The sequence below is a fragment of the Citrobacter sp. CFNIH10 genome, from assembly GCF_002934585.1.
Lineage (GTDB): Bacteria > Pseudomonadota > Gammaproteobacteria > Enterobacterales > Enterobacteriaceae > Citrobacter_A > Citrobacter_A amalonaticus.
The window spans coordinates 3,548,019-3,571,527 of record NZ_CP026216.1 but is presented as its reverse complement, the minus strand read 5'-3'; the positions used below and the strand labels follow the sequence as shown (position 1 = coordinate 3,571,527).

Below are 23,509 nucleotides of genomic sequence, written 5' to 3'. Positions count from 1 at the left end.
CTTCTGTCAGATATGACGCAGACGTCCCGCGTCACTAATGGGCAAGCGTAAACCTGGTTGTTGAGTAAAATAATTACTGATTATATTGCGTGAGTTTTTTTCTGTAGCTATTAGGCGTAAATGACGTCATTTTTTTAAACGTCTTAATAAACAGACTTGGACTACTGTATCCCGCTTCATACGCAATATCTGTTACGGAGTAGTTAGTCATCTCCAGCTGTTTCTTGGCAAAGTTAATGCGAATTTCATTAATTAATTGCATCGGCGTTTTGCTGTAATAACGCTGGGTCGCTCGCGTCAGGTATTCCTGAGATTTTGCCGACAGGGAAACCATATTTTCCAGCGCGTTTTCACCAAACTGCGCTTTATCATGCATGGTTTCCACGGTGGCTTTCAGCCACTGCGGAATATCATCCAGAACCTGTTCTTCACGATAATGGCGCAGGCGGTTGATAATGTAGAAGGTGACCACTTCGACAAACTCTTCCAGCCCGGTATCACGAAAGTTGAGCGAGGCAATAACCGTTTCGACATAGGTTAAAAATGCGCTGTTGGTGCGATAGACCTGCGATGCCACGAAACAGAACGGCATGAGCGGGCTGTAGTGCTGTTCAAAAAAACGTTTACTGATGCCAACGTTGAGAATGCGCGTCGAGCCGAACTCGTAGAAGCTCTGATGGTGCGAACCGAGCGGAACAAACACAAAGTCACCCCGTTCCAGCAGCACGCGTTTACCGTTGATCTCCTGGTAATAGCGCCCCGTGAGCACCAGTGTAAACTCATAGTAATCGTGCTGATGCAGACCACAGGCGCTCTCTGTCTTGTTGTAGATAAAGACATGGAAATTTTTACCGTTAAACAACTGTTGTTCACGGGCAATGGTGATTTCCGGTGCGGTCGCCTGATGTTGCATCATCAACTCCTTACTATTTCAGCTTCTCGTGAAGCTCAATCAACTCTGCCACCAGTTCGCGTGCCAGCATTGACGTCATCAGGTGATCCTGTGCGTGAACCAGAACCAGACTGACTTTCATTTTACCTTCGCCCTGATCGCCTTCAATCAGTTTCGTCTGCACCAGATGGGCTTCGTTCAACGCCATGCGCGACTGCTCCATCATCGTTTTCGCGGCGTCGAAGTCGCCCTGCTTCGCCTGTTTTAAGGCCGCGTAGGCCAGGCTGCGCGCCTGTCCGGAGTTGATGATAAGCCCCATCACCACTTCTTCGAGCTCTTCGGCTTCGGTTTGGGTATCAGTAATATTCTCGAGATCCATCATAAATCATTCCTCTTTGACGGCCCGGCATGCGTTGCCACATGCCGGGTTAAACTTAGAATTTCAGTGCGTTAGCGATATCTTCTTCGCTCTCTTCTTTGTCGATTGCGTTTTGCGCTTTGTTCGCAACCACCACGAACGGCAGGTAAATCAGCGTCGCAATCCCTAAGTTGAACAAGGCGACCAGCAGAGCCGCAACGCTCCCGTTGGTGTTAAAGAACGCCCCCAGCCCGGTTGGCATGGTCCACGGTGCGATGTTCGTAATTGGTGGGATGATCCCCAGGTAATACGCTATCAGCGTGATCGCGGCCAGAATCGGCTGAACCAGAATGAACGGGATGAACATCACCGGATTCATGATGATCGGCAGACCAAACAGAATCGGTTCGTTAATCTGGAAGATACCTGATGGCAGAGCCAGTTTCGCCACCTGACGGTAATCCGCGCGGCGAGAGGCGATAAAGATAGCCAGGATCAGACCCAGCGTTGCACCACTACCGCCGAGGAAGATAAAGGAGTCGAGCATCGGCTTCGCCCAGACGTGGAACGTCTTACCGGCAGCCAGCGCGGCATCCACTGAACCGTACTGCTGATAGATAGCGATGTTTTCCAGCGCCCATGGGGTCATGATACCGCTGTCGAGCGCCGTCAGCGCCAGGGAACCGTGGATACCGAAGAACCACAGCAGCGGAACAAAGAGTACATACGCCCAGCCAACCACACTGCCCAGCGAAGCCAGCGGTGTCGAGATGGTGTCCATAATGATCTGGTGGAAGTTAGTTCCCCAGGTCGTCAGCGCCCAGGCGATGATCCCCATAATAGAGAGGATAATAAAGCCTGGAATCAATGCTGAGAATGAACGAGAGACAGATGCCGGTACGCTATCGGGTAATTTAATGACCCAGTTGCGATGGACAATAAAGGTAAACATTTCGGCGACCACCAGACCGATAATAATACCGGAAATGATATTCGCGCCGCCCAGCCAGTTCGCCCCAACCGCATAGGCTTCACCCACGCTATAAGGCGTGACGGTCATAAAGGCCGCGACCGCTAACAGGCCGGCCGCCAGGGCGTCGACTTTGCGCTCTTCCGCCAGCGCCATACCGATAAAGAATGGCGCCATCAGTGACATAATACCCAGCGTACCGTTATAGACGTTTCCGCCGATGCCCTTCAGACTATTGAGATTTTCAATGGTTGACGCATCCAGCCGAATACCGAGGGAATAAAAAAACGACCCCTCCCCAAAGCTCAGGAAAACGTTATTGATTAATACAAACATAGCCCCCGCGAGGGTTAATGGCATTAAACGAATAAAACCGTTTTTGATTGCATTAACGTGTGGCTGCTTTCCTATTTTGACAGCAAAAGGAAGGAGTACCTTTTCAAGTGAAGCAATGACGTTACTCATAGAAAAATACCCTTAAAAACCGCAATTAATTATTGCGGTATATGTAAATGAAATAACTCTTTGACGGGAAAATTTAAAATATTAATTTGCAGCGGCTTTTTTAATTGCTGCAACTGCAGCCTTAAGCACGCCTAAACCATCGACTTTGCCATACAGCAGCGAGTCAATCACTTCTACAGGTTTGTTCGGTAACAAACGCTGAATTTCGGGCAACATATAACCAATTTGTGGACCTAATAATACAACGTCAGCATTGGGTCCTTTTTCTCCGGCAAGGGTTTCCGGGAATGCTTCAATAATAACCGGGACTTCATACTTTTCCGCCTGCGCGCGCATCTTTGACACTAACAAAGAGGTAGACATACCCGCAGAGCAAAACAGATAAATGTGTTTCTTTTCCATTCAGACCTTCCTCATGTGCGATTATCTGTCAACCAGCCACGCCGCAAGTCTCTACCTGCTTCTATGCTCTGGATAACCTGCGTAACCGAAAACTTATTTCTGTGTCTGAAATGAGTATACGGCATCGCACCTGCTGATGGTATTTCCTTGACCAACTAAATTGTCTCTCATTGACCTGGCGTTATGACCCCCTTCACACTTCGGGTAAATAATTCGCATCAATAAATAAGATCATCTTCGTTACAAAAAAACCGGCCAGGGGCCGGTTCGTTGACTTGTACAGGCAGTAGACAGTTATTGTGACTTCGCTGCCTGCGGGTCGGTATCGTATTCAGCGCAGCTCTGGTAGCCTGAGTTGATCACATGACCGGTATCATCCAGCGCCACGAAATAGGTCTCTGCTTTACCATCACGTTGACCCAGGATGTAGGTCTGGCAGGTACCACGAGCATGGATCATGCTCACCTCAGACGACGGTTTTCCGGCAATCTGTGCAACCTGCGCGCGGCTCATGCCTTTTTTCACATCTTTGACCACAGGCTGGACAAATTGGTCTTTGGTACGGTCGTACGCCGTACACCCTGCCAGCATCGTTAATACAGCTGCTGCACTGAAAATTCCTGCAATAGTCCTGTTCATTTTCCGTCCTCTTGTTTATCAGCGTGTTATATAAGCCTGGAATACATTTTGACATTTTTCAAGCTAACGCTTAGCACGCGAATATTTTGCCAGATTCCGTTCAGACGGCAGGATGTCGTTTTAAGCGCCACTCAGCCTGCGTTCACTTGTCGTTTTCACAGCAAAGGGTTAGCTTTAACACAGTCTGATTTTATTCTTTATACATTGGGGAGGGGGTAAATGACTCTGCAACACGAGATCATCAAAGCGCTTGGTGCAAAACCGCACATTAATCCAGAAGAGGAAATTCGCCGCAGCGTGGATTTCCTGAAGGCATATCTGCAACGTTATCCCTTCCTGAAAAGTCTGGTGCTGGGTATCAGCGGAGGACAAGACTCGACGCTGGCAGGCAAACTTTGCCAGACCGCCATTAGCGAGTTGCGTGCTGAGACCGGTAACGACGCACTGCAGTTTATCGCCGTTCGCCTGCCTTATGGCGTTCAGGCTGATGAGCAGGATTGTCAGGACGCCATCGACTTTATCCAGCCGGACCGCGTGCTGACCGTCAATATCAAAGGTGCGGTACTGGCGAGCGAACAGGCTTTGCGTGAAGCCGGTATTGAACTGAGCGATTTCGTTCGTGGCAATGAAAAAGCCCGTGAGCGCATGAAAGCACAGTACAGTATCGCGGGTATGACCAGCGGCGTGGTGGTGGGTACCGATCATGCGGCGGAAGCCATTACCGGTTTCTTCACCAAATACGGAGACGGCGGTACGGATATTAACCCGCTGTTTCGCCTCAACAAGCGCCAGGGGAAACAACTACTGGCGGCATTAGGTTGCCCGGAGCACCTTTATAAGAAAGCGCCCACCGCCGATCTCGAAGACGATCGCCCTTCTCTGCCGGATGAAGCCGCGCTGGGCGTGACCTATGAGAATATTGATGACTATCTGGAAGGAAAAGCGGTGGATGCCGCTATCGCGAAAATCATTGAAGGCTGGTATCTGAAGACAGAGCATAAACGCCGTCCGCCGATTACCGTGTTTGATGACTTCTGGAAACAGTAAGCATAAACCGACCGGATGGCAACGCCATCCGGCTTTCGCGCCGCAGTCGCCCACGCCCTCTCTTTTTTCATCGTAATAGCACTGCTATACTGGATGCATAACCAGCATCCGGAGTTTACCGTGGCACGGCGTCAATCAGTTCCTCGTCTTGAGTTTGAAGCAGCAGCAGTTTACGAATATCCTGAACATCTGCGCCCTTTCCTGGAGTCGCTCCCGAGCGTGCCTGGTGTTTACCTGTTTCACAGCGAAAGCGACACCCTGCCACTTTACATTGGTAAAAGTGTCAATATCCGCAGTCGGGTACTGTCGCATTTACGCACGCCAGAAGAAGCCGCCATGCTGCGCCAGTCCAGGCGTATCTCCTGGATCGGTACCGCCGGTGAAATCGGCGCACTATTACTCGAGGCACGGCTGATTAAAGAGCAACAGCCGCTGTTTAATAAACGCCTGCGCCGCAACCGCCAACTCTGCGCATTAACGCTCCGGGATGGAAAAGTGGATGTCGTCTATTCGCGTGACGTTGATTTCTCCCACGCTCCGGATCTGTTCGGTCTTTTTGCCAACCGCCGCGCCGCGCTTGCCGCCTTACAGTCACTCGCTGACGAACAAAAATTGTGTTACGGGCGACTGGGTCTTGAACCCCTGAGCCGTGGCCGAGCCTGCTTTCGCGCTGCGCTAAAACGCTGCGCTGGCGTCTGCTGTAATAAAGAATCGCCACAGGAGCACGACGCCCGTTTGCAGGCATCGCTGGAAAAACTGCGCGTTATCTGCTGGCCGTGGAAAAACGCCATTGCGCTCAAAGAGAGTCGTGCGCAAATGACCCAGTATCACGTCATTAACAACTGGCTGTGGCTGGGAGCGGTCGATACGCTGGAGGATGCGGCGACGCTGGTCCAGACGCCAGCCGGTTTTGATCATGACGGTTACAAGATTCTCTGTAAGCCGCTCGTTGCCGGAACCTGTGAAATTATTGAACTGAATCCGGGGAATACCCCTGCAGCCAGGTGATCTCGCTGAATAACAGTTTCCCTTCTGCTTTCAACAGCCGTAGCGTATGTTTTCCGTCGTGCCAGCAGGCGCCCTGATCGGCAGTCAGGAGTTTATCGCCCAGTTGCCAGGCTCCGCTAATAACAAACACCACGCCGCCGCGTGAGCCAAACGTGGTAAAGGTTCGGTCGGCCACCCGCACTTTCGCCTGGCAGGAGTCACGCCGGGTCATGATATTAAAATCCATCGACATCTGCCCTTCCGTCAGTCTGGCCTTCACCACACGCTCGCCGGCAAAGGTAAACGGCTGGTGCTGCTTAAGGGTATGGCTGAAGGCGCCCTGACTTTCCAGCGTCACTTCGCTGCCTTCCAGCAGGGTAATCACCCGCTCGATACCAGGAAAGAGCGAAAACTCGCCATTACCGGCGATAGAAGCAATGCTGGCACGCCAGTGAAAATCGCGGGTCGCCGGAGGAAAACAGCAAATTTCACGCGTTTCACCAGCACCGTTGCGCCAGAGACTGACCGGCATCTTGCGGATATCAAAGTATTCCATCATCGCTCCTGATAAACATCATGCGGAATAATAAAGCACAACGTCGTTATCGGCAGCCATGATGATTTTCCATAGGGTATGAAAAAGAAAAAACCGCCGATCCTGTCCATCGCCTCAGTGGAGAGGATGGACAAGACCGGCGGTCTTCGAATAAGTCTGCTCAGCGATTACTCAGCAGGTACAGGCATTTTACCGTCACGCGCCGGACGTTCTGTCAGACGCTTCTCAAAATTGGCATTAAACTGTTTTTTCTGTTCCGGGGTCAGAATGTTGTAGATCTTATTCTGCGTTTCCATGTGTGCCAGCATGTTCGCTTTGCGCTGTTCTTCCATCTTCGTAATCTGCGCTTCTGCTTTCGCTTTATCGAAGGTATCGCTGGCAATGATGTCGTGCATTGCGCGGCGTTCTTCAACCGGCGGACGCTTCATCTGGTCACGCTTATCTTTCATGATGTCGCGAATCTGTTGTTTCTGAGCATCGGTCAGATTCAGGTCTTTAAACATCATGTCATGATGTGGGCCGAATTTACCTTTATGCTGCATCATCGGTTTGGCGTCTGCCGGTGCCGCGGTGGTGGTATCCGCTGCGTGAGCCAGGTTCGCAGCGCCCAGTGCCAGAGTTGAAGCCACAAACAGTGCAGTTAATTTACGCATAATCTTTATCCTTCCTTTCAGTTATTTTACGGCTTTCTTGTCACTTATGAAGAAGTACAGTGCCGTGTTGACGAGATTAACTTTAACGGCTTAATCGTCAATTAGTCAGAGCATCAGTAAAACAATGAAAGTGTAAAAAACATTTTTTCGCCAATTGTGGAGAAAAAAAGAAATTATTGCGAAGAGTTGAAAGAAAAAATGACAACAGCATGATTTTGCAGGGAATATGAAGAACTATACCTGAGCACTGATGATAAATAAAGCAGCTCTCCAGGAATAGTCCGGATTAATTTCCTGGCGCACGATAAATTAAAACCCACAGGCCCTCGCCTGCGGGTAACAGGTTAGCGCAATTTCTCCAGCATCAGGCCCGCACGTAATCCCGGCGCCACGCCAGGGTTGGGAAAAAGAACGTATTCCACGTCATGAGTGACGACAAAACGCTCGTCACCCTCTTCCGCCAGCAGCGTTCCGGCGGTAAAGGGAGTGAAGTTGAGCGTCTGGCTGTCCATGTGCAGTACAAATGCGTCGCTGCGTCGGGTGATCTGCGACGCCACCCGATAGCGGACTGGCGGAGTGCCGACTGCATGGTCAATTTGCCCCGACAGTAAACAGGTCAGCGCGGCAGACGTCGGCGCAAACTGGCGGAGATCGTTGTGACCGAATGGCAAGGCTTTGCCAAGCTCCAGGGTACAGGCGAGCGCACCGAAGTGTTGAGCACTAAAGTGCGTAAACGTGCCTCCCGGCGTTTGATGAAACACCAGCGCTTCCAGTCCTGCGGCACCCAGCCAGCCAAGAAACGTCTCATCCCAGGGGATGGGACGCTGTGGCAACACGCCGAAGCGCAAATGGTAAGAACCACGGATGGCGGTATGTAAATCGAGATGCCAGCGCACCGACTCCGTGCCCGTCGCATAAAAATTTTCCAGACACTGTTCCAGTTGACGTGCGCGCTGCGTCTCACCGCTTTCGGCAAACTGTTGCCAGCGCCCGCCAAACATCCGGTTCATATCGCTGTGGCAGTAGCGCTTCCCGGCAGCCAACGCCTGTGGGTTGCCGAGGATCACCAACAGCCGCCAGCGTAGCGTTATCTCCCCCTTAGACAACGCCAACAGCAGCGTATTGAGCATCTCCACCGGCGCGGTTTCGTTGCCATGAATACCGGCGGAGATCACCAGCGTACGGTCGGTCACCGTGACGGGGGTGAGTTCGAGAATACCGGCGTCAACCCAATGCCAGCGAAATCCCGCGCCTTCGCCTTCCCGAACCTCCGGCATCGTTCCCGCCAGCGTGGCGGCGAGGAAATCATCCATGCCCGCCTCCCGATTGCTGGAACGGATAGACAGAACCAAGCTGCAACAGTTGAGTCAGTGAATCCAGCGCTTCGCGCCCTTCACGCAGCAGTTGCGGGTCGGCGAGATCCGCGGCGGTCAGGCGGTCGCGATAGTAGCGATCCACCCAGTCGTTGAGCGTCGTAAACAGAACGTCATTCATTATTACCGCCGGATTGACCGCCTGGTATTCTTCTGCGGTCAACACCACCCGCAGCCGCAGGCAGGCTGGCCCACCGCCGTTTGACATGCTCTCGCGCAGGTCAAACACCCGCATGTCGCGGATCGGGTTATCGGCTTCCAGCAGGTTCGTCAGATAGCGCCATACGCCCGCGTGTTCGCGGCACTCCTGTGGCAGGACCAGCATCATCGAACCGTCATCGCGGCTCAACAATTGACTGTTAAACAGATACGTCGCGACCGCATCCGGCACCGACACGTCAGCTGCTGGCACCACAACAGGGGTAAAGCCGGGCACCCGGGCGCGCAGTTGATTCATAACCTCATGTTGTCTCGCAAAGGACTGTTCATGACAGAACAGCACCTCCCGGTTCGCGACCGCAATTACATCGTTATGAAACACACCAAGGTCGATGACATCCGGATGCTGCTGAGCAAAAATACACTGCTGTGGATTCACCTGATTCAGGCGAGCTACCGCCTCGCTGGCTTCACGGGTTTGACGCGCCGGATAGCGGGAAGGTCGCGTATTGCTCCCCTCTTCACGCCCGTAGACAAACAGCTGCATCCCCGGCTCGCCATACTCCCCGCCGAGGCGATTATGGTTAGCCGCCCCTTCATCGCCGAGCATCGCCACCTGCGGCAGCGCGGAATGCACGGCGAAATAACGTTCATCGCGGAAGATCGCCCGCAGCAACGCCTCCGTGGTGGGCGCCTCGAGTGAACGGTGGAATTTATTATTGAGGTTCGCGACCGTCAGGTGCACTTTGCCATCCAGCGTATCCGCCGACGGCGCCACCGTCGCCGCGTTGGCTACCCACATCGGCGACGCGGAGCTGACGCTGGAGAGCCAGTGCGGCGCCTGACGCGCCACTTTCTCAATCACCTGCTCATCGCTACCGCTAAATCCCAACTGGCGTAATGCAGGAATAAAAGGCCGCTCGTGCGGCGGAATCACCGCCTGCGGATATCCCGCATCCGCCAGCGCCTTCATTTTAAGCAGTCCCTGTTTCGCCGCCAGACGGGGATTTGAAACCTGATGACGATGCCGGGTGGACGCCTCGTTGCCGAACGACAGCCCGGCATAATGATGCGTCAGCCCTACCAGCCCATCGAAATTGACCTCACGTGCTTTCATACGGACTCCTCACGCGAAAAATCGAGGCCGGGGCTCAGCGTGGCTGGCAACGTCAGCGCCGGGGATTCCAGACTGGCCATCGGCCAAGCGCAATAATCGGCGGCATACCACGCGCTGGCGCGATGGTTTCCGGAAGCGCCTACGCCACCAAACGGCGCGGTGCTGGCAGCGCCGGTGAGCGGCTTGTTCCAGTTGACGATCCCCGCGCGCGCTTCCAACAGTAACTGGTCGAACTGCGCACGATCGGGCGAAACCAGTCCACAGGACAAACCAAAGCGGGTGTTATTGGCCATCGCGATCGCCTCGTCAAAGCGCTCATAGCGCCAGACGCCAAGCAGCGGACCGAAAACCTCTTCATCAGGCAGATTTGCCACGCCCGTCAGCTCAATAATGCCAGGTGACAGCAGTGAGGTACCGGCCTGTAACAAACGCGGCGCCAGCAGCGTCTGTCCGCCGAGAGATTCAAGCTGTTGCCAGGCATCAAACACATGACGCGCCGCCTGTTCGGTGATCAGACCGCCGATAAACGGCTGTGGCTCATCGTCCCAGCGACCTGGCTGGATACGCTGGCTGACGGCCACCAGCCGGGCGAGAAATGCGTCACCCTGCGCGCCTTTTTTTACCAGCAGGCGACGTGCGCAGGTACAGCGCTGTCCCGCCGTCACAAACGCGGACTGAATAGTCAGGTGCACCGCCGCATCGATATCCTCTGGATCCTCAATAATCAGCGGGTTGTTGCCGCCCATTTCGAGAGCAAGGATTTTTTCCGGTTGTCCGGCAAGCTGGCGATGCAGTTGATAGCCCGTATTCGCACTGCCGGTAAACAGCAGTCCGTCGAGAGCATCCAGCGCGCTCAGCGCCTGTCCTGTTTCCCGACAGCCCTGCAACAGATTCAGCACGCCATTCGGTAGACCGGCCTGTTCCCAGAGCCGCATCACCGCTTCTCCGGTCCACGGCGTCAGTTCGCTGGGCTTAAAGAGGATGGTGTTACCCGCCAGCAGTGCCGGCACAATGTGTCCGTTCGGCAGATGTCCCGGAAAGTTATAAGGGCCAAATACCGCCAGCACGCCATGCGGGCGGTGACGAAGCATCGCCGCGCCGTCGGGCAACTCACTCTGATGCTCGCCGGTGCGGGAGTGATAGGCCTTGATGGAAATCGCGATTTTGTTGATCATCGCCGTCACTTCCGTCGCCGCTTCCCAGCGTGGCTTGCCGGTTTCACGGGCGATAATGGCGGTCAGATCCGCTTTATTGCTCTCCAGCAGCCCGGCGAATTTTTCCGCAATCGCCTGCCGCTCGCTGAAGGGGCGTCTGGCCCAGGCCGGAAACGCGGTGCGGGCAGCACAAGCCGCCTGCATCACCTGCGCGGCATCGGCATCGTGACCTTCCCAGAGCACGTTGCCCTGCACAGGATCCTTCTTCACCCGACGTTCACCCTGACCGGTCACCCAGTCACCGTTAATCCATAAAGTCATACCGTTTTCTCCTCTGCGCAGAGACGGACAAAACGAACCCGATCGCCTGCGTGACATTTCAGGGCATCCAGCTGCGCGGCGGTCAGCACCAGCCTCTCTGTATGAGGATCGGCGCGCACCAACATGACGCGGAAGTGATGGTAGTTTTCATTCGCCACCAGGCAGGCCGGGAAATCACCGGTTGCGGGCTGCCCTTCGACGACTTCTATCAGCCGACTTTTGCGGATCGCCCGCACCCGGTCGATATCACACTCCAGCGTCGGGCCGCCGTCGAAAATGTCGATGTAGTTACGATAGCGAAACCCTTCTTTCTCCAGCACCGCGCGCGCCGGAGCGGTTTGCGGGTGCACTTCGCCAATGACTGCCTGCGCCTCGTCAGAGAGGAAGTGGGTATAAATCGGATGCTTGGGCATCAGTTCGGCGATAAACGCTTTCTGCCCGGTACCGCAGAGAAAATCAGCTCGCGTAAACTCCATCGAGAAAAAGCGTTTCCCCAGGCTTTGCCAGAACGGAGAATAGCCGTGCTCGTCGATCACGCCGCGCATTTCCGCGACCACTTTTTCATTAAAACGGTCGCGAAACGCGGCCATAAACATGAAGCGCGATTTCGACAGCAAATAGCCGTTGCCCTCTTTGCGCCAGTCGGGATCGAGGAACAGCGTGCACAGCTCACTGCTGCCGGTGTGATCGTTACTGAGAAACAGCGTCGGCAGCGCGTTATAAACGTTCAGCTCTTTTGAAGCATGCACCAGCGTCCCTACGCGATAGTTATACCAGGGGTCGTTAAGCCCCACGGCGACTTCAATCGCGCAAATCCCCGCCACAGTGCCGGTTTCCAGATCCTCCAGCACAAAGACATAGCCTTGTTCACTTTTCGGCAATTCGCCCCGCCAGGTTTTCAGGGAGCGATCAATACGCGCCGCCAGCGTGGCTTCATTCGCGGGTAATGAGGTCAGCCCACCACCGGTTTTACTGGCCAGTTGCATCAGCGCGCTAATATCAGCATGCTCAATGGGACGGATCACCATCATGATGAACCTCCGGCTTTAATCTGTTCGCAGGCCAGCGCAAAACGGTCGAGCCCGCTGGCGACCTCTTCCTGCGTGACGTTCAATGCCGGTGCAAAACGCACCACGTTGCCCCCGGCAATCAGCACCATTACGCCCGCGTTCGCCGCTTCCTGGGAAATCTGTTTAGCTTTTCCGGCGAACGTATCATTCAGCACGCAGCCAATCAGCAGTCCCAGACCGCGGATTTCACTGAACAGTCCGGTGTGCAGGTTAATGGCGTTCAGACGCTCCACAAACCAGTCATGGCGCTGTTTCACCCCGTTCAGCATCGCAGGCGTATTGATGATATCGAGTAATTTCCCGGCAACGGCAGTCGCCAGCGGATTACCGCCATAGGTTGTGCCGTGTGTCCCGACGGTCATCACGCTGGCACATTTTTCACTGGCCAACAGCGCGCCAATCGGGAACCCGCCGCCCAGCGCTTTGGCGGTAGTCAACAGATCCGGCGTCACGCCATAGTGCATGTAAGCGTACAGTTCGCCGGTGCGCCCCACGCCAGTCTGTACTTCATCAAAAATCAGCAACGCATTATGTCGATCGCACAGCTCGCGAAGCCCTTGCAGGAAGGCCTGGGTTGCAGGTACAACGCCCCCTTCCCCCTGCACCGGTTCGACGATGACCGCACAGGTGGTATCGTCAATCAGCGTGCTGGCAGAGTTAATGTCGTTGTAGACGGCGTGGCGGATATCCGGCGGCAGCGGCGCGAAATCCTGCGAATAGGCCGGTTGTCCTCCGGCGCTGACCGTGAACAGCGTACGACCGTGGAAGGCGTTCTTGAACGCGACAATGCCGCTCTTATTGCTGCCGTAGTGGTCGTGCGCATATTTGCGCGCCAGTTTCAGCGCCGCCTCGTTGGCCTCAGCCCCGGAGTTGCAAAAGAAGATGCGATCGGCAAAGGTGGCGTCGATTAGCTTTTTCGCCAGTCGTAACGCTGGCTCGTTGGTGTAGCCGTTGCCGGTGTGCCAGAATTTGCTCGCCTGCACATTCAGCGCTTCACGCAGTTCCGGATGCGCGTGTCCCAGGGCATTGACCGCAATGCCTCCCGCGAAGTCGATATACTCTTTACCCTGCTGATCCCACAAGCGTGAACCTTCGCCACGGACCGGAATAAAAGGCGTCGGTGCATAAACGGGCATCATCCATTCATCAAAATTTTCACGCGTAATTGACTGAGACATAGCGACCTCATCGGTAAATAAATAGTTATTTATATGTTAATAAAAAGTAGTGTTTGCGCTGTAAATGTAGATTGCAGTCTTCGTGCCAGCCAGTGGAAAAAATGCATAAACGGGTGTGTGGAACGGAAAATCAACGAGTTATAGCCCAGCGATATTCACTATATGTGCATAGAAAGTGAATATGTTTGCGTGAAAGAGGAATAAATAGAGGAAAAACCGCAATATTATGCACAGTCCAGATATAATTCTGGAAATGTGATCATCTACGAAATTTACAGGAAATTACTGCGCCATTTTGACGCAATCCGCCCTAAAACAGGGCAAGCATTGCCCCATTGTTAACACCATTCACACCCATTGCCGGAATCTCACCATTATGGGCAGTCAGTCTGCGGAAATTCTGCTACCATCCATGCACTATTCATCCCGTAAAATGGCAGCGACTATGAAATTTGTCTCTTTTAATATCAACGGCCTGCGCGCCAGACCACATCAACTGACAGCCATTGTCGAAAAACACCAACCCGATGTCATTGGCCTGCAGGAGACAAAAGTTCACGACGACATGTTCCCGCTCGAAGATGTCGCAAAACTCGGCTACAACGTTTTCTACCACGGGCAAAAAGGTCACTATGGCGTGGCGCTGCTGACCAAAGAGACCCCCATCGCCGTGCGCCGGGGTTTTCCCGATGATGGCGAAGAAGCGCAGCGCCGCATCATCATGGCGGAAATCCCCTCTCCGCTGGGCAACCTGACGGTAATCAACGGCTACTTCCCGCAGGGCGAAAGCCGCGACCATCCGATTAAATTCCCGGCCAAAGCGCAGTTTTATCAGAACTTACAAAACTATCTCGACAACCAACTGAAGCGCGACAATCCGGTACTGATCATGGGGGATATGAATATCAGTCCGTCCGATCGGGATATCGGCATTGGCGAAGAGAACCGCAAGCGCTGGCTGCGCACCGGCAAATGTTCGTTCCTGCCGGAAGAGCGTGAATGGATGGACCGCCTGCTGAACTGGGGCCTTGTTGACACCTTCCGCCACGCACACCCGGAAACCACCGACAAATTCTCGTGGTTTGATTACCGTTCGAAAGGGTTTGATGATAACCGCGGTCTGCGTATCGATTTGCTGCTGGCAAGCCAGCCGCTGGCGGACCGTTGTCTGGAAACCGGTATCGACTATGAAATTCGCAGCATGGAAAAACCGTCTGATCATGCGCCGGTATGGGCGAAATTTAAGGTCTGATGCTCAACCGTGAACGCCAGAAAAATAGGGCTTGCGGGCGCACTGATCCTCTGTCTTGCCGGGGTGCTCTGGGTGTTGCCCCCCGGCCTGCTCACGCTGGAGACGCTTAAGCGCGAACATTCACTGTTGGCGGACTGGCAACGCCTGTCCCCTTTTCTCAGTGCAAGCCTCTATTTTCTGCTCTATACCGTCGTCGCGGCGCTGTCGATTCCTGGCGCGGCGCTGCTGACGCTGCTTGGCGGCGCGCTGTTTGGCCTCTGGCAAGGCACGCTGCTGGTCTCTTTTGCCTCAACGCTGGGCGCCACGCTCGCCATGCTCACCAGTCGTTACCTGCTGCGTGACTGGGTAGCGCGGCGGTTTTCCCGGCATATGGCCACGGTGAATCACGGGATGGCGCGGGACGGCGTCTTTTATCTTTTTGCGCTACGCCTGATACCCTTGTTTCCATTTGTTGTCGTCAACCTGCTTGCAGGTCTCACCACCGTTGGCGTGCGCCGCTACTGGTGGGTCAGCCAGTTGGGGATGCTGCCTGCCACCGTGGTTTATCTGAATGCCGGACGCCAGTTAAGCCAGTTAACATCAATACGTGACATTATTTCTCCCGCTATGCTGACCGCTTTTGCTCTGTTAGGGCTATTACCACTGGCCTCCCGTTGGCTGGTCACACGTTTTTTTCAGGAGTAATTATGCGCTGGGGATTACTACTCGCGAGTCTGTTGCTGGCCGCTCCGGGACACGCCGAACAACGCTGGCAGCAGATCCAGAATGAGGCCAGAGGCCAGACTGTCTGGTTCAACGCCTGGGGCGGTGACAGCGCCGTTAACCAGTATCTTGACTGGGTCAGTGGCGAGATGAAAACCCACTATGCGGTCAATCTTAAAATCGTGCGTCTCGCCGATGCCGCTGATGCCGTGAAGCGCATCCAGACGGAAGCCGCCGCCGGGCGAAAGACCGGTGGTTCTGTCGATCTGTTGTGGGTTAACGGCGAAAATTTTCGCACGTTGAAAGAGGCTGGATTGCTGCAAACCCAGTGGGCGGAAACGCTGCCCAACTGGCGCTATGTTGATACGCAAAAACCGGTACGTGAAGATTTTTCAATTCCCACTGACGGGGCTGAGTCTCCGTGGGGAGGCGCGCAGTTGACGTTTATTGCAGATCGCGACGTGACGCCGCAGCCGCCTCAAAGTCCGCAGGCGCTGTTGGCATTTGCCCGGGCACATCCAGGCACCGTCAGTTACCCGCGACCGCCGGACTTTACCGGCACGGCGTTTCTGGAACAGTTATTAATCTCGCTGACTGACAATCCGCACGCGCTCACCGTCGCGCCAGACGCCGCCACCTTTGCCGATGTAACCGCGCCGCTGTGGCGCTATCTCGACGCGCTGCATCCGAGTCTGTGGCGAGAAGGGAAAGATTTCCCGCCATCTCCGGCGCGGATGGACGCGTTACTTAAGAGCGGGACGTTGCGCCTGTCGTTGACCTTTAACCCGGCGCACGCTCAGCAAAAGATCACCCGCGGTGAATTGCCAAAACACAGCTACAGCTTTGGTTTTACCGCAGGGATGATTGGCAACGTGCACTTTGTCGCCATTCCGGTTAACGCCCGTGCCAGCGCCGGAGCGAAACTGGTCGCCAACTTCCTGCTCTCTCCTGACGCACAGCTGCGTAAGGCCGATCCAACAGTCTGGGGCGATCCATCGGTGCTGGATGCGAAAAAAATGCCCGCCGCACAGCAGGCCGCGCTGGAAGCGCGCATTCCGGACGGGCTACCCGCCGTGCTGCCTGAACCTCATGCGGCCTGGGTTAACGCACTGGAGCAAGAATGGCTGCGCCGCTACGGATCGCGCTAATGTTTCTCGCCTGGCTGGGCATGGCGGCGATTTATGCGCCAATACTGCCTGCCGGTATGTTGCTGATCGCGCCCGCGCTGTCACTGGCAAACTGGCAGGCTCTTTTTACCGATCCGCAGTTACCGCAGGCGTTGCTGGCGACCGTGGTGTCGGTATTCATCGCCACCGCTGGCGCGCTGTTTATTGCGTTAACAATCGTGGTGGCGCTCTGGCCCGGCTTACGCTGGCGACGGTTGAGCACCCGCCTGCCGTGGTTGCTGGCGATTCCCCATGTCGCGTTTGCCAGCGCCGCGCTACTGCTTTTCGCTGAAGGCGGACTGCTCTGGCACGCCCTGCCGTTTCTCTCGCCTGCGATTGATCGCTACGGCATCGGGCTGGGCGTGACGCTGGCCGTGAAAGAGAGCGCTTTCGTGCTGTGGATTTTATCCATTTTACTGAGTGAGAAACGCCTCGCTCAGCAGGTCATCGTCCTGGATTCGCTGGGCTACAACCGCCGGCAGACGCTCTGCTGGTTGATCTTACCCACTATCGCCCCCGCACTGGGAGCCGTAATGCTGGCCGTGGTGGCGTGGACGATTTCGGCGGTGGATGTTGCCATCATCCTCGGCCCCGGCAATCCGCCGACACTGGCGGTCCTCTCCTGGCAATGGCTTAGTCAGGGAGACAGCGAACAGCAGATCAAAGGCGCGCTGGCTAGCCTGCTCTTGCTGGCGCTGCTCGCCCTCTTTGCACTCGCGGGTTATCAGCTCTGGCGTAGCTGGCGACGCACGCTTCCTGACGTCAGTGGCGTACGTCAACACCGCGTTTCGCACCTAACGGGGAAAACGCTGTCATTGTCGCTGCCCGCGACGGGAGTGCTCTGCACGGTATTACTGGCCTTTCTGGCGCAGCAATCTACGCTCAATCTCGACGCGTTAACCCACAGCGTAACAATCGGAGTGGCCGCCAGCGCGCTGGGACTGGTCATTTTGCTGCTATGGCTGGAATGGGGACCACAGCGCGGACATCGTTGGGTCTGGCTGCCAATCCTTCTTCCGGCGCTGCCGCTGGTGATGGGCCAATACGCGCTGGCGTTGCATCTTGAACTGGACGGTCAGTTTGCCTCGCTCATCTGGGGACATCTGCTGTGGGTGGTGCCGTGGATGTTGTTTGTCCTGAAACCGGCCTGGCAACGCATCGACCCTCGTCTGCTGCTGATTGCCCGGACGCTGGGCTGGTCACCGATGAAAATCTTTTGCTGCGTAAAATGTCCGCAGATTTTGCGTCCTGTACTCGTGACGCTGGCCGTCGGTTTCTCCGTCAGCATCGCGCAGTATATGCCGACCCTGTGGCTGGGCGCAGGCCGTTTCCCGACGCTGACGACGGAAGCGGTGGCCCTCAGCAGCGGCGGCAGTACCGGTATTCTGGCCGCGCAGGCGCTCTGGCAATTGCTGTTACCGCTGGTCGTGTTTACGCTAATGGCCGGACTCTCGTTATGGGTCGGCCACCGCCGACAAGGATTGCGCTAATGCTCACCGTTCGCCATCTTTCCCTGTTTCTCCACCAGACCCCGCTGTTTGGCCCGTTAACCTTCGAAGTGGCAAAAGGTGACATTGTCACATTAATGGGTCCCTCCGGCTGCGGCAAGTCTTCGCTGCTGGCCTGGATGGTGGGTGCGCTGACGCCACCGCTGCATGTCCGCGGTGAACTGTGGCTGGGTGAGCAGCGTCTGGATGCGCTCCCCACCGCCCGTCGGCAGATCGGTATTTTATTTCAGGATGCCCTGCTGTTTGATCACTTTACGGTGGGACAAAACCTGCTATTAGCGCTTCCTGCCAATCTGAAAGGCACAGCGCGGCAGGATGCGGTTCAGCACGCGCTTGACCGTGCGGGCATGGCGGGATTGTCTTCTCGCGATCCCGCCACGCTATCCGGTGGTCAGCGCGCACGGGTTGCGCTGCTTCGCGCCCTGCTGGCGCAGCCTAAAGCGTTGCTGCTGGATGAGCCGTTCAGCCGTCTTGATGCTGATCGTCGGGCAGACTTTCGTCAGTGGGTCTTTGATGAAGTGCGTCGGCTGGACATTCCCGTTGTTCAGGTCACCCATGACGCGCAGGATATTCCGCCGGGCGGTCACGTTTTGCCGTTATCTTCCGCCTTGTGAAACTGCTTACATACTGCGTTAACGCAAAGTTTTTCCGCTACCGCGAGCACAGAATGGCGCCTCCTTATCTCAACGTCGGGCAATTCGATGAAACGTGTTTCTCAAATGACCGCGCTGGCTCTGGCTTTAGGGCTCGCTTGCGCTTCCACCTGGGCTGCTGATATGGCGCAGGTACTTAACTTCCAACAACTGGCGCAAAAACAGGGTACGGCTATCGATACCCGTCCCTCCGCGTTTTATAATGGCTGGCCACAGTCACTAAACGGTCCGTCCGGACACGAACCTTCCGCCCTCAACCTCTCTGCCCGCTGGCTTGATACCATGAGCGACGAACAGCTCGCGACCTGGATCCAACAGCATCAACTGAAGGCCGACGCCCCTGTCGCGCTGTACGGCAACGACAGCGACGTGCAGGCGGTGAAAAACCGGCTGAAAAAGGCTGGACTGCAACAGGTTGCCACGCTGAGCGACGCGTTGCAGGATCCGGCGCGTCTGCAACGACTGCCGCATTTCGAGCAACTGGTTTATCCGCAGTGGCTGCATGACCTGCAACAGGGTAAAGCGGTCACCGCGAAACCGGCCGGCGACTGGAAAGTGATAGAAGCCGCCTGGGGTGCGCCGAAGTTTTATCTGCTCAGCCATATTCCAGGCGCGGATTACATCGACACCAACGAGGTGGAAAGTGAACCGCTGTGGAACAAAGTGCCTGATGACAGTCTGAAAGCGATGCTGGCGAAACACGGTATCCGTCATGACACGACGGTGATCCTGTACGGACGCGATGTTTACGCGGCCGCGCGGGTGGCGCAGATCATGCTGTATGCCGGAGTGAAAGACGTGCGTCTGCTCGATGGCGGCTGGCAGACCTGGTCCGACGCCGGGCTGCCGGTCGAGCGCGGCACGCCTGCGAAAGTTAAACCGGAGCCCGATTTTGGCGTGACCATTCCGGCGCAACCCCAGCTGATGCTTAATATGGAACAGGCGCGCGGACTGTTGCACCGTCAGGATGCGTCGCTGGTCAGTATTCGCTCCTGGCCAGAATTTATCGGCACCACCAGCGGCTACAGCTATATCAAGCCAAAAGGTGAAATTGCCGGGGCGCGCTGGGGACATGCCGGTAGCGACTCGACGCATATGGAAGATTTCCATAACCCGGACGGCACCATGCGCAGCGCAGATGACATCGCCAGCATGTGGAAGCAGTGGCACATTCTGCCGGATCAGCACGTCGCCTTTTACTGTGGCACCGGCTGGCGCGCGTCAGAGACGTTTATGTACGCCCGGGCGATGGGCTGGAAAAACGTCTCGGTTTATGACGGCGGATGGTACGAATGGAGCAAAGACCCGAAAAACCCGGTCTCCGCAGGTGAGCGCGGCCCGGACAGCAGTCTGTAATGGATTGCCGGATGGCGGCGCTTGCGCGCCATCCGGCGTTCACTGTTGTAACCCCTTCAGCGTCAGATAACCATTCCAGACGCGGGTCAACGTCGTCATCCAGCACAGTGTGCCGAAGATCCACGCCAGCACGGCAAACTTCTCCGGGAAAAGACACGCCAGTACAAACACCAGGATCGTTTCCGTTCCCTCGGTCAATCCCCCCAGATAATAAAACGATTTATGCGCATAGCCGGGGTTGTCGATATTGTGCTTCGCGGCCAGCGCGGCAAAGGCGAGAAAACTGCTGCCGGTGCCGATAAACGCAAACAACAGCCAGCCCCCCGCCAGCGCATTCTGCTGTGGGCCGGCCAGAATGAAGCCGAACGGCACCAGCGCGTAAAACAGAAAATCGAGAGAGATATCAAGAAAACCGCCCGCATCGGTAAGCCCTCGGCGTCGCGCCAGCGCGCCGTCAAGCCCGTCCAGCAGACGATTCAGGACAATCGCCACCAGCGCCGCCAGATACCAGCCCAGCGCCAGAAACGGCAACGCCAGTACGCCGAGGCCAAACCCAACCAGCGTCAGACCGTCCGGGGAAACCCCCGGCCTGTCGAGCACGCCTGCGCAACGGTGAAGCAGCGGTTTAAGCCGTGGATGCAGATGCCGGTCAAGCACGCGGCGCTCCTTTGAGACTGTCGCACAGTCCCTGCGAAGGAATATCCAGCGCGGCATTAAAACGCGCCGAGAGGTTCTGAAAAGCCAACAACGCGGTCATCTCGCTAATAACGTCATCGCTGAAATGCTGCTTCATTTGCGCTTTCAGGGCATCATCTACCCGCGGTGGCGTGGCGGTCACCGCGTCAGCATATGCCAGCGCAACGCGCTCTTCTGGTGTAAAAAGCGACGATGCCTGCCAGTCCGCCACGGCCAGCACTTTGTCCATCGCGCCGCTACGCTCTGCCAGTCGCAGGCTGTTGGCATCCACGCAGAATGCGCAGTGGCAGACCTGCGACACGCGCGTCATCAATAATGCCCGCATCACCGGCGTCAGACGCGCACGTTTACGCTCAAGAAACCCGACAAACAGCGCCACCAGCCAGAACAAAAACGGCATCCGCCCCCACCAGCGCGTCGGATGTAATACCTCTCCGTAGTGTTTTCTTTGCGTCATCACGAGAGGGTTGAGACTGGCGGGGAGACGGGTCAACGGCGTTACCCACGGTTGCGGATCGTTCAAGGCAGACTCCTGGGACTTCAGGTCAATCAAAGATGACGATAGTATGTCACTTTCTGCTGTTGAACATTGACGAATATGATGAAAACCCTCGACGTTGTTGCCGCGATTATTGAACGTGATGGCAAAATTTTGCTCGCCCAGCGCCCGCCGCAGGCGGATCAGGCAGGTTTATGGGAATTTGCCGGTGGCAAAGTGGAAGCGGGCGAAACGCAGCCGCAGGCGCTGGTCCGCGAACTGCGCGAAGAGTTAGGCATTGAGGCCACGGTGGGGCGCTATATTGCCAGCCACCAGCGTGAAGTCTCCGGGCGGTTGATTCATCTGCATGCCTGGCATGTCCCGGCGTTCAGCGGAGAAATAATGGCGCATGAGCATCAGCAACTGGTGTGGTGCGAGCCGCACGTCGCGCTGGACTATTCGCTCGCCCCCGCTGATATTCCGCTACTTAACGCCTTTATGGTTTTACGCGACGCCAGACCAGCGGATTCGTACTGAGCGTTTTCTCGTCGCGCTGGCACTGCAACAGCACGCCATCGGCTTTAATTACCGCCCCTTCTGAATAATTCTGATCCTGATAAATGCAGCACTGATTACAGGGCTGCGCGCGCTGTCCACCGGAACTGAAGACCTCCGGCGGCACGTTCACCTGCACATCCGGGCGAAGGTTTTGGTTCGCCAGGCTGGATAAAGAGAGTGTCATCAACGCTGCCGCCATCGCGATAAAACGCATAGGGTTTCCTTACTATTTCGGGTCTGTTCTTAGTATAACGGTAACCCGCGCGGGAAACTTTACTCTCTTCTGTCATCGTTTTTCGTTATGACAGCCGTCTGGTTATTAATTTGTCTGGCACCGGCATTTTTTTCTTGCTATCCGTCACATTCCTGATGGTATAGTCAAAAACTGCAAACACATATCCACAAAAAACACAATTACAACCACATTTAAATATAAGAGGTTTTTATATCTATGGATCAGACATGCTCTCTGGAATCATTCCTCAACCATGTACAAAAGCGCGACCCGAATCAAACCGAGTTCGCGCAAGCCGTCCGTGAAGTTATGACCACCCTGTGGCCATTCATTGAGCAAAACCCGCGCTATCGTGAAATGTCGTTGCTGGAACGGTTGGTTGAGCCAGAGCGTGTGATTCAGTTCCGTGTCGTGTGGCTGGACGATCGTAATCAGGTCCAGGTTAACCGCGCCTGGCGCGTGCAGTTCAACTCGGCGATTGGCCCGTACAAAGGCGGGATGCGCTTCCACCCTTCCGTTAACCTGTCGATCCTGAAGTTTCTCGGCTTTGAGCAAACCTTTAAAAACGCACTGACCACCCTGCCGATGGGCGGTGGTAAAGGCGGTAGCGATTTTGATCCGAAAGGCAAAAGTGAAGGCGAAGTGATGCGTTTCTGTCAGGCGCTGATGACGGAACTGTACCGTCATTTGGGTCCGGATACTGACGTTCCTGCCGGTGATATCGGCGTGGGTGGCCGTGAAGTGGGCTTTATGGCCGGGATGATGCGTAAGCTCTCCAACAACAGCGCCTGCGTGTTTACCGGCAAAGGGCTCTCCTTCGGCGGCAGTCTGATCCGTCCGGAAGCAACCGGTTACGGTCTGGTCTACTTCACCGAAGCGATGCTCAAGCGTCATGGTCTGGGCTTTGAAGGGATGCGCGTAGCGGTTTCCGGTTCCGGTAACGTGGCGCAGTTCGCCATTGAAAAAGCGATGGAATTTGGCGCTCGCGTGGTGACGGCCTCCGACTCCAGCGGCACCGTCGTGGATGAAAGCGGCTTTACGAAAGAGAAACTGGCGCGTCTGTGCGAAATTAAAGCCAGCCGTGACGGCCGCGTGGCGGACTACGCCCGTGAGTTTGGCCTGACCTATCTGGAAGGCAAACAGCCGTGGTCAGTGCCGGTCGATATCGCACTGCCGTGTGCCACACAGAACGAGCTCGACGTCGAAGCGGCTCGCGTGCTGATTGCTAACGGCGTGAAAGCGGTGGCGGAAGGGGCAAACATGCCAACCACCATCGAAGCGACCGATCTGTTCCTCGAAGCCGGCGTGCTGTTTGCACCGGGCAAAGCGGCGAACGCCGGTGGCGTTGCCACCTCCGGCCTGGAAATGGCACAGAACGCGGCGCGTCTGAGCTGGAAGGCGGAGAAAGTGGATGCCCGTCTGCACCACATCATGCTGGATATTCACCATGCCTGCGTCGAGTACGGCGGTGAAAGCAAACAGACCAACTATGTCCGTGGGGCGAACATCTCTGCCTTCGTGAAGATTGCCGACGCCATGTTTGGTCAGGGTGTGATTTAAGTCC

25 protein-coding genes are annotated in these 23,509 nt (G+C 55.7%); 10 read left to right on the top strand and 15 right to left on the bottom strand.

The window, feature by feature from the left end:
* Positions 1–73: 73 nt before the first annotated feature.
* The 5 genes from chbR to osmE all read right to left on the bottom strand — a co-directional run bounded on the left by chbR (position 74) and on the right by osmE (position 3,726).
* Positions 74–916: a transcriptional regulator ChbR gene (gene chbR / locus C2U53_RS21055; RefSeq protein ID WP_080343308.1), complete on the bottom strand. Its 843-nt coding sequence runs from the start codon at positions 914–916 to the stop codon at positions 74–76.
* A gap of 10 nt (positions 917–926) precedes the next feature.
* Positions 927–1,274 (bottom strand): PTS N,N'-diacetylchitobiose transporter subunit IIA, encoded by a 348-nt coding sequence (gene chbA, locus C2U53_RS21050; RefSeq protein WP_043000891.1) that lies wholly within the window; start codon positions 1,272–1,274, stop codon positions 927–929.
* Between the two features lie 52 nt (positions 1,275–1,326).
* Entirely contained in the window at positions 1,327–2,685 is a 1,359-nt protein-coding gene (gene chbC, locus C2U53_RS21045) for a PTS N,N'-diacetylchitobiose transporter subunit IIC (RefSeq protein WP_043000892.1), read from the bottom strand.
* 81 nt (positions 2,686–2,766) lie between these two features.
* Positions 2,767–3,087 (bottom strand): PTS N,N'-diacetylchitobiose transporter subunit IIB, encoded by a 321-nt coding sequence (gene chbB / locus C2U53_RS21040; RefSeq protein ID WP_042319411.1) that lies wholly within the window; start codon positions 3,085–3,087, stop codon positions 2,767–2,769.
* Positions 3,088–3,381: 294 nt separating this feature from the next.
* Positions 3,382–3,726, bottom strand: coding sequence for an osmotically-inducible lipoprotein OsmE (gene osmE / locus C2U53_RS21035; protein ID WP_043000893.1), 345 nt, complete (start codon positions 3,724–3,726; stop codon positions 3,382–3,384).
* Positions 3,727–3,945: 219 nt separating this feature from the next.
* Between osmE and nadE the strand changes: the two genes are divergently transcribed.
* Both nadE and cho read left to right on the top strand, forming a co-directional pair.
* Positions 3,946–4,773, top strand: a complete 828-nt coding sequence (nadE, locus tag C2U53_RS21030) for an ammonia-dependent NAD(+) synthetase (protein ID WP_043000894.1) — start codon at positions 3,946–3,948, stop codon at positions 4,771–4,773.
* A gap of 93 nt (positions 4,774–4,866) precedes the next feature.
* A complete protein-coding gene (gene cho / locus C2U53_RS21025) occupies positions 4,867–5,781 on the top strand; it encodes an excinuclease Cho (RefSeq protein WP_080721763.1) in 915 nt (304 codons plus the stop codon).
* Here cho and ves read toward each other — a convergent pair.
* The 7 genes from ves to C2U53_RS20990 all read right to left on the bottom strand — a co-directional run bounded on the left by ves (position 5,741) and on the right by C2U53_RS20990 (position 13,341).
* The gene (gene ves / locus C2U53_RS21020; RefSeq protein WP_043000895.1) at positions 5,741–6,316 is read right to left on the bottom strand and encodes an environmental stress-induced protein Ves; all 576 of its coding nucleotides are present in this window, start codon (positions 6,314–6,316) and stop codon (positions 5,741–5,743) included. The genes cho and ves overlap by 41 nt on opposite strands.
* 167 nt (positions 6,317–6,483) lie before the next feature.
* Positions 6,484–6,969 (bottom strand): ATP-independent periplasmic protein-refolding chaperone Spy, encoded by a 486-nt coding sequence (gene spy / locus C2U53_RS21015; RefSeq protein WP_043000896.1) that lies wholly within the window; start codon positions 6,967–6,969, stop codon positions 6,484–6,486.
* Between the two features lie 344 nt (positions 6,970–7,313).
* The gene (astE, locus tag C2U53_RS21010; protein ID WP_061070198.1) at positions 7,314–8,282 is read right to left on the bottom strand and encodes a succinylglutamate desuccinylase; all 969 of its coding nucleotides are present in this window, start codon (positions 8,280–8,282) and stop codon (positions 7,314–7,316) included.
* Complete coding sequence (gene astB / locus C2U53_RS21005) at positions 8,275–9,618, bottom strand: N-succinylarginine dihydrolase (protein WP_061070199.1); 1,344 nt, start codon at positions 9,616–9,618, stop codon at positions 8,275–8,277. The genes astE and astB overlap by 8 nt, the downstream gene beginning before the upstream one ends.
* Positions 9,615–11,093 carry a succinylglutamate-semialdehyde dehydrogenase gene (astD, locus tag C2U53_RS21000; RefSeq protein ID WP_104446406.1) on the bottom strand — a complete coding sequence of 493 codons (1,479 nt, stop codon included), beginning with the start codon at positions 11,091–11,093 and terminating at the stop codon, positions 9,615–9,617. Before astD ends, astB begins: the two co-directional genes overlap by 4 nt.
* Positions 11,090–12,124 (bottom strand): arginine N-succinyltransferase, encoded by a 1,035-nt coding sequence (astA, locus tag C2U53_RS20995; protein WP_043000900.1) that lies wholly within the window; start codon positions 12,122–12,124, stop codon positions 11,090–11,092. Before astA ends, astD begins: the two co-directional genes overlap by 4 nt.
* Positions 12,121–13,341, bottom strand: a complete 1,221-nt coding sequence (locus tag C2U53_RS20990) for an aspartate aminotransferase family protein (RefSeq protein WP_104446405.1) — start codon at positions 13,339–13,341, stop codon at positions 12,121–12,123. Before C2U53_RS20990 ends, astA begins: the two co-directional genes overlap by 4 nt.
* Before the next feature lie 445 nt (positions 13,342–13,786).
* Between C2U53_RS20990 and xthA the strand changes: the two genes are divergently transcribed.
* The 6 genes from xthA (at position 13,787) to C2U53_RS20960 (ending at position 19,978) form a co-directional block, all read left to right on the top strand.
* The gene (gene xthA / locus C2U53_RS20985; RefSeq protein ID WP_043001945.1) at positions 13,787–14,593 is read left to right on the top strand and encodes an exodeoxyribonuclease III; all 807 of its coding nucleotides are present in this window, start codon (positions 13,787–13,789) and stop codon (positions 14,591–14,593) included.
* Between the two features lie 9 nt (positions 14,594–14,602).
* Entirely contained in the window at positions 14,603–15,277 is a 675-nt protein-coding gene (locus tag C2U53_RS20980) for a TVP38/TMEM64 family protein (RefSeq protein WP_104446404.1), read from the top strand.
* A 2-nt stretch (positions 15,278–15,279) separates the two neighbouring features.
* Positions 15,280–16,443, top strand: coding sequence for an ABC transporter substrate-binding protein (locus C2U53_RS20975; protein WP_104446403.1), 1,164 nt, complete (start codon positions 15,280–15,282; stop codon positions 16,441–16,443).
* A complete protein-coding gene (locus C2U53_RS20970; protein WP_104446402.1) occupies positions 16,416–17,951 on the top strand; it encodes an ABC transporter permease subunit in 1,536 nt (511 codons plus the stop codon). The genes C2U53_RS20975 and C2U53_RS20970 overlap by 28 nt, the downstream gene beginning before the upstream one ends.
* On the top strand, positions 17,951–18,583 hold the full coding sequence (locus C2U53_RS20965; RefSeq protein ID WP_104446401.1) for an ATP-binding cassette domain-containing protein: 633 nt from the start codon (positions 17,951–17,953) through the stop codon (positions 18,581–18,583). Before C2U53_RS20970 ends, C2U53_RS20965 begins: the two co-directional genes overlap by 1 nt.
* 87 nt (positions 18,584–18,670) lie before the next feature.
* Complete coding sequence (locus C2U53_RS20960) at positions 18,671–19,978, top strand: rhodanese-like domain-containing protein (protein WP_054176627.1); 1,308 nt, start codon at positions 18,671–18,673, stop codon at positions 19,976–19,978.
* 39 nt (positions 19,979–20,017) lie between these two features.
* Here C2U53_RS20960 and C2U53_RS20955 read toward each other — a convergent pair whose 3' ends face one another.
* Together C2U53_RS20955 and C2U53_RS20950 are read right to left on the bottom strand one after the other, a co-directional pair.
* A complete protein-coding gene (locus C2U53_RS20955; RefSeq protein WP_104446400.1) occupies positions 20,018–20,635 on the bottom strand; it encodes a CDP-alcohol phosphatidyltransferase family protein in 618 nt (205 codons plus the stop codon).
* Positions 20,628–21,197 (bottom strand): carboxymuconolactone decarboxylase family protein, encoded by a 570-nt coding sequence (locus tag C2U53_RS20950; protein WP_044254855.1) that lies wholly within the window; start codon positions 21,195–21,197, stop codon positions 20,628–20,630. Before C2U53_RS20950 ends, C2U53_RS20955 begins: the two co-directional genes overlap by 8 nt.
* Positions 21,198–21,275: 78 nt before the next feature.
* Between C2U53_RS20950 and C2U53_RS20945 the strand changes: the two genes are divergently transcribed.
* Positions 21,276–21,689: a pyrimidine (deoxy)nucleoside triphosphate diphosphatase gene (locus C2U53_RS20945; protein WP_172740613.1), complete on the top strand. Its 414-nt coding sequence runs from the start codon at positions 21,276–21,278 to the stop codon at positions 21,687–21,689.
* Here C2U53_RS20945 and C2U53_RS20940 read toward each other — a convergent pair.
* Positions 21,649–21,909 carry a YnjH family protein gene (locus C2U53_RS20940; RefSeq protein ID WP_172961335.1) on the bottom strand — a complete coding sequence of 87 codons (261 nt, stop codon included), beginning with the start codon at positions 21,907–21,909 and terminating at the stop codon, positions 21,649–21,651. The genes C2U53_RS20945 and C2U53_RS20940 overlap by 41 nt on opposite strands.
* 252 nt (positions 21,910–22,161) lie before the next feature.
* Here C2U53_RS20940 and gdhA point away from each other — a divergent pair, with 252 nt between their 5' ends.
* Positions 22,162–23,505 (top strand): NADP-specific glutamate dehydrogenase, encoded by a 1,344-nt coding sequence (gene gdhA / locus C2U53_RS20935; protein WP_043000911.1) that lies wholly within the window; start codon positions 22,162–22,164, stop codon positions 23,503–23,505.
* Positions 23,506–23,509: the final 4 nt, after the last annotated feature.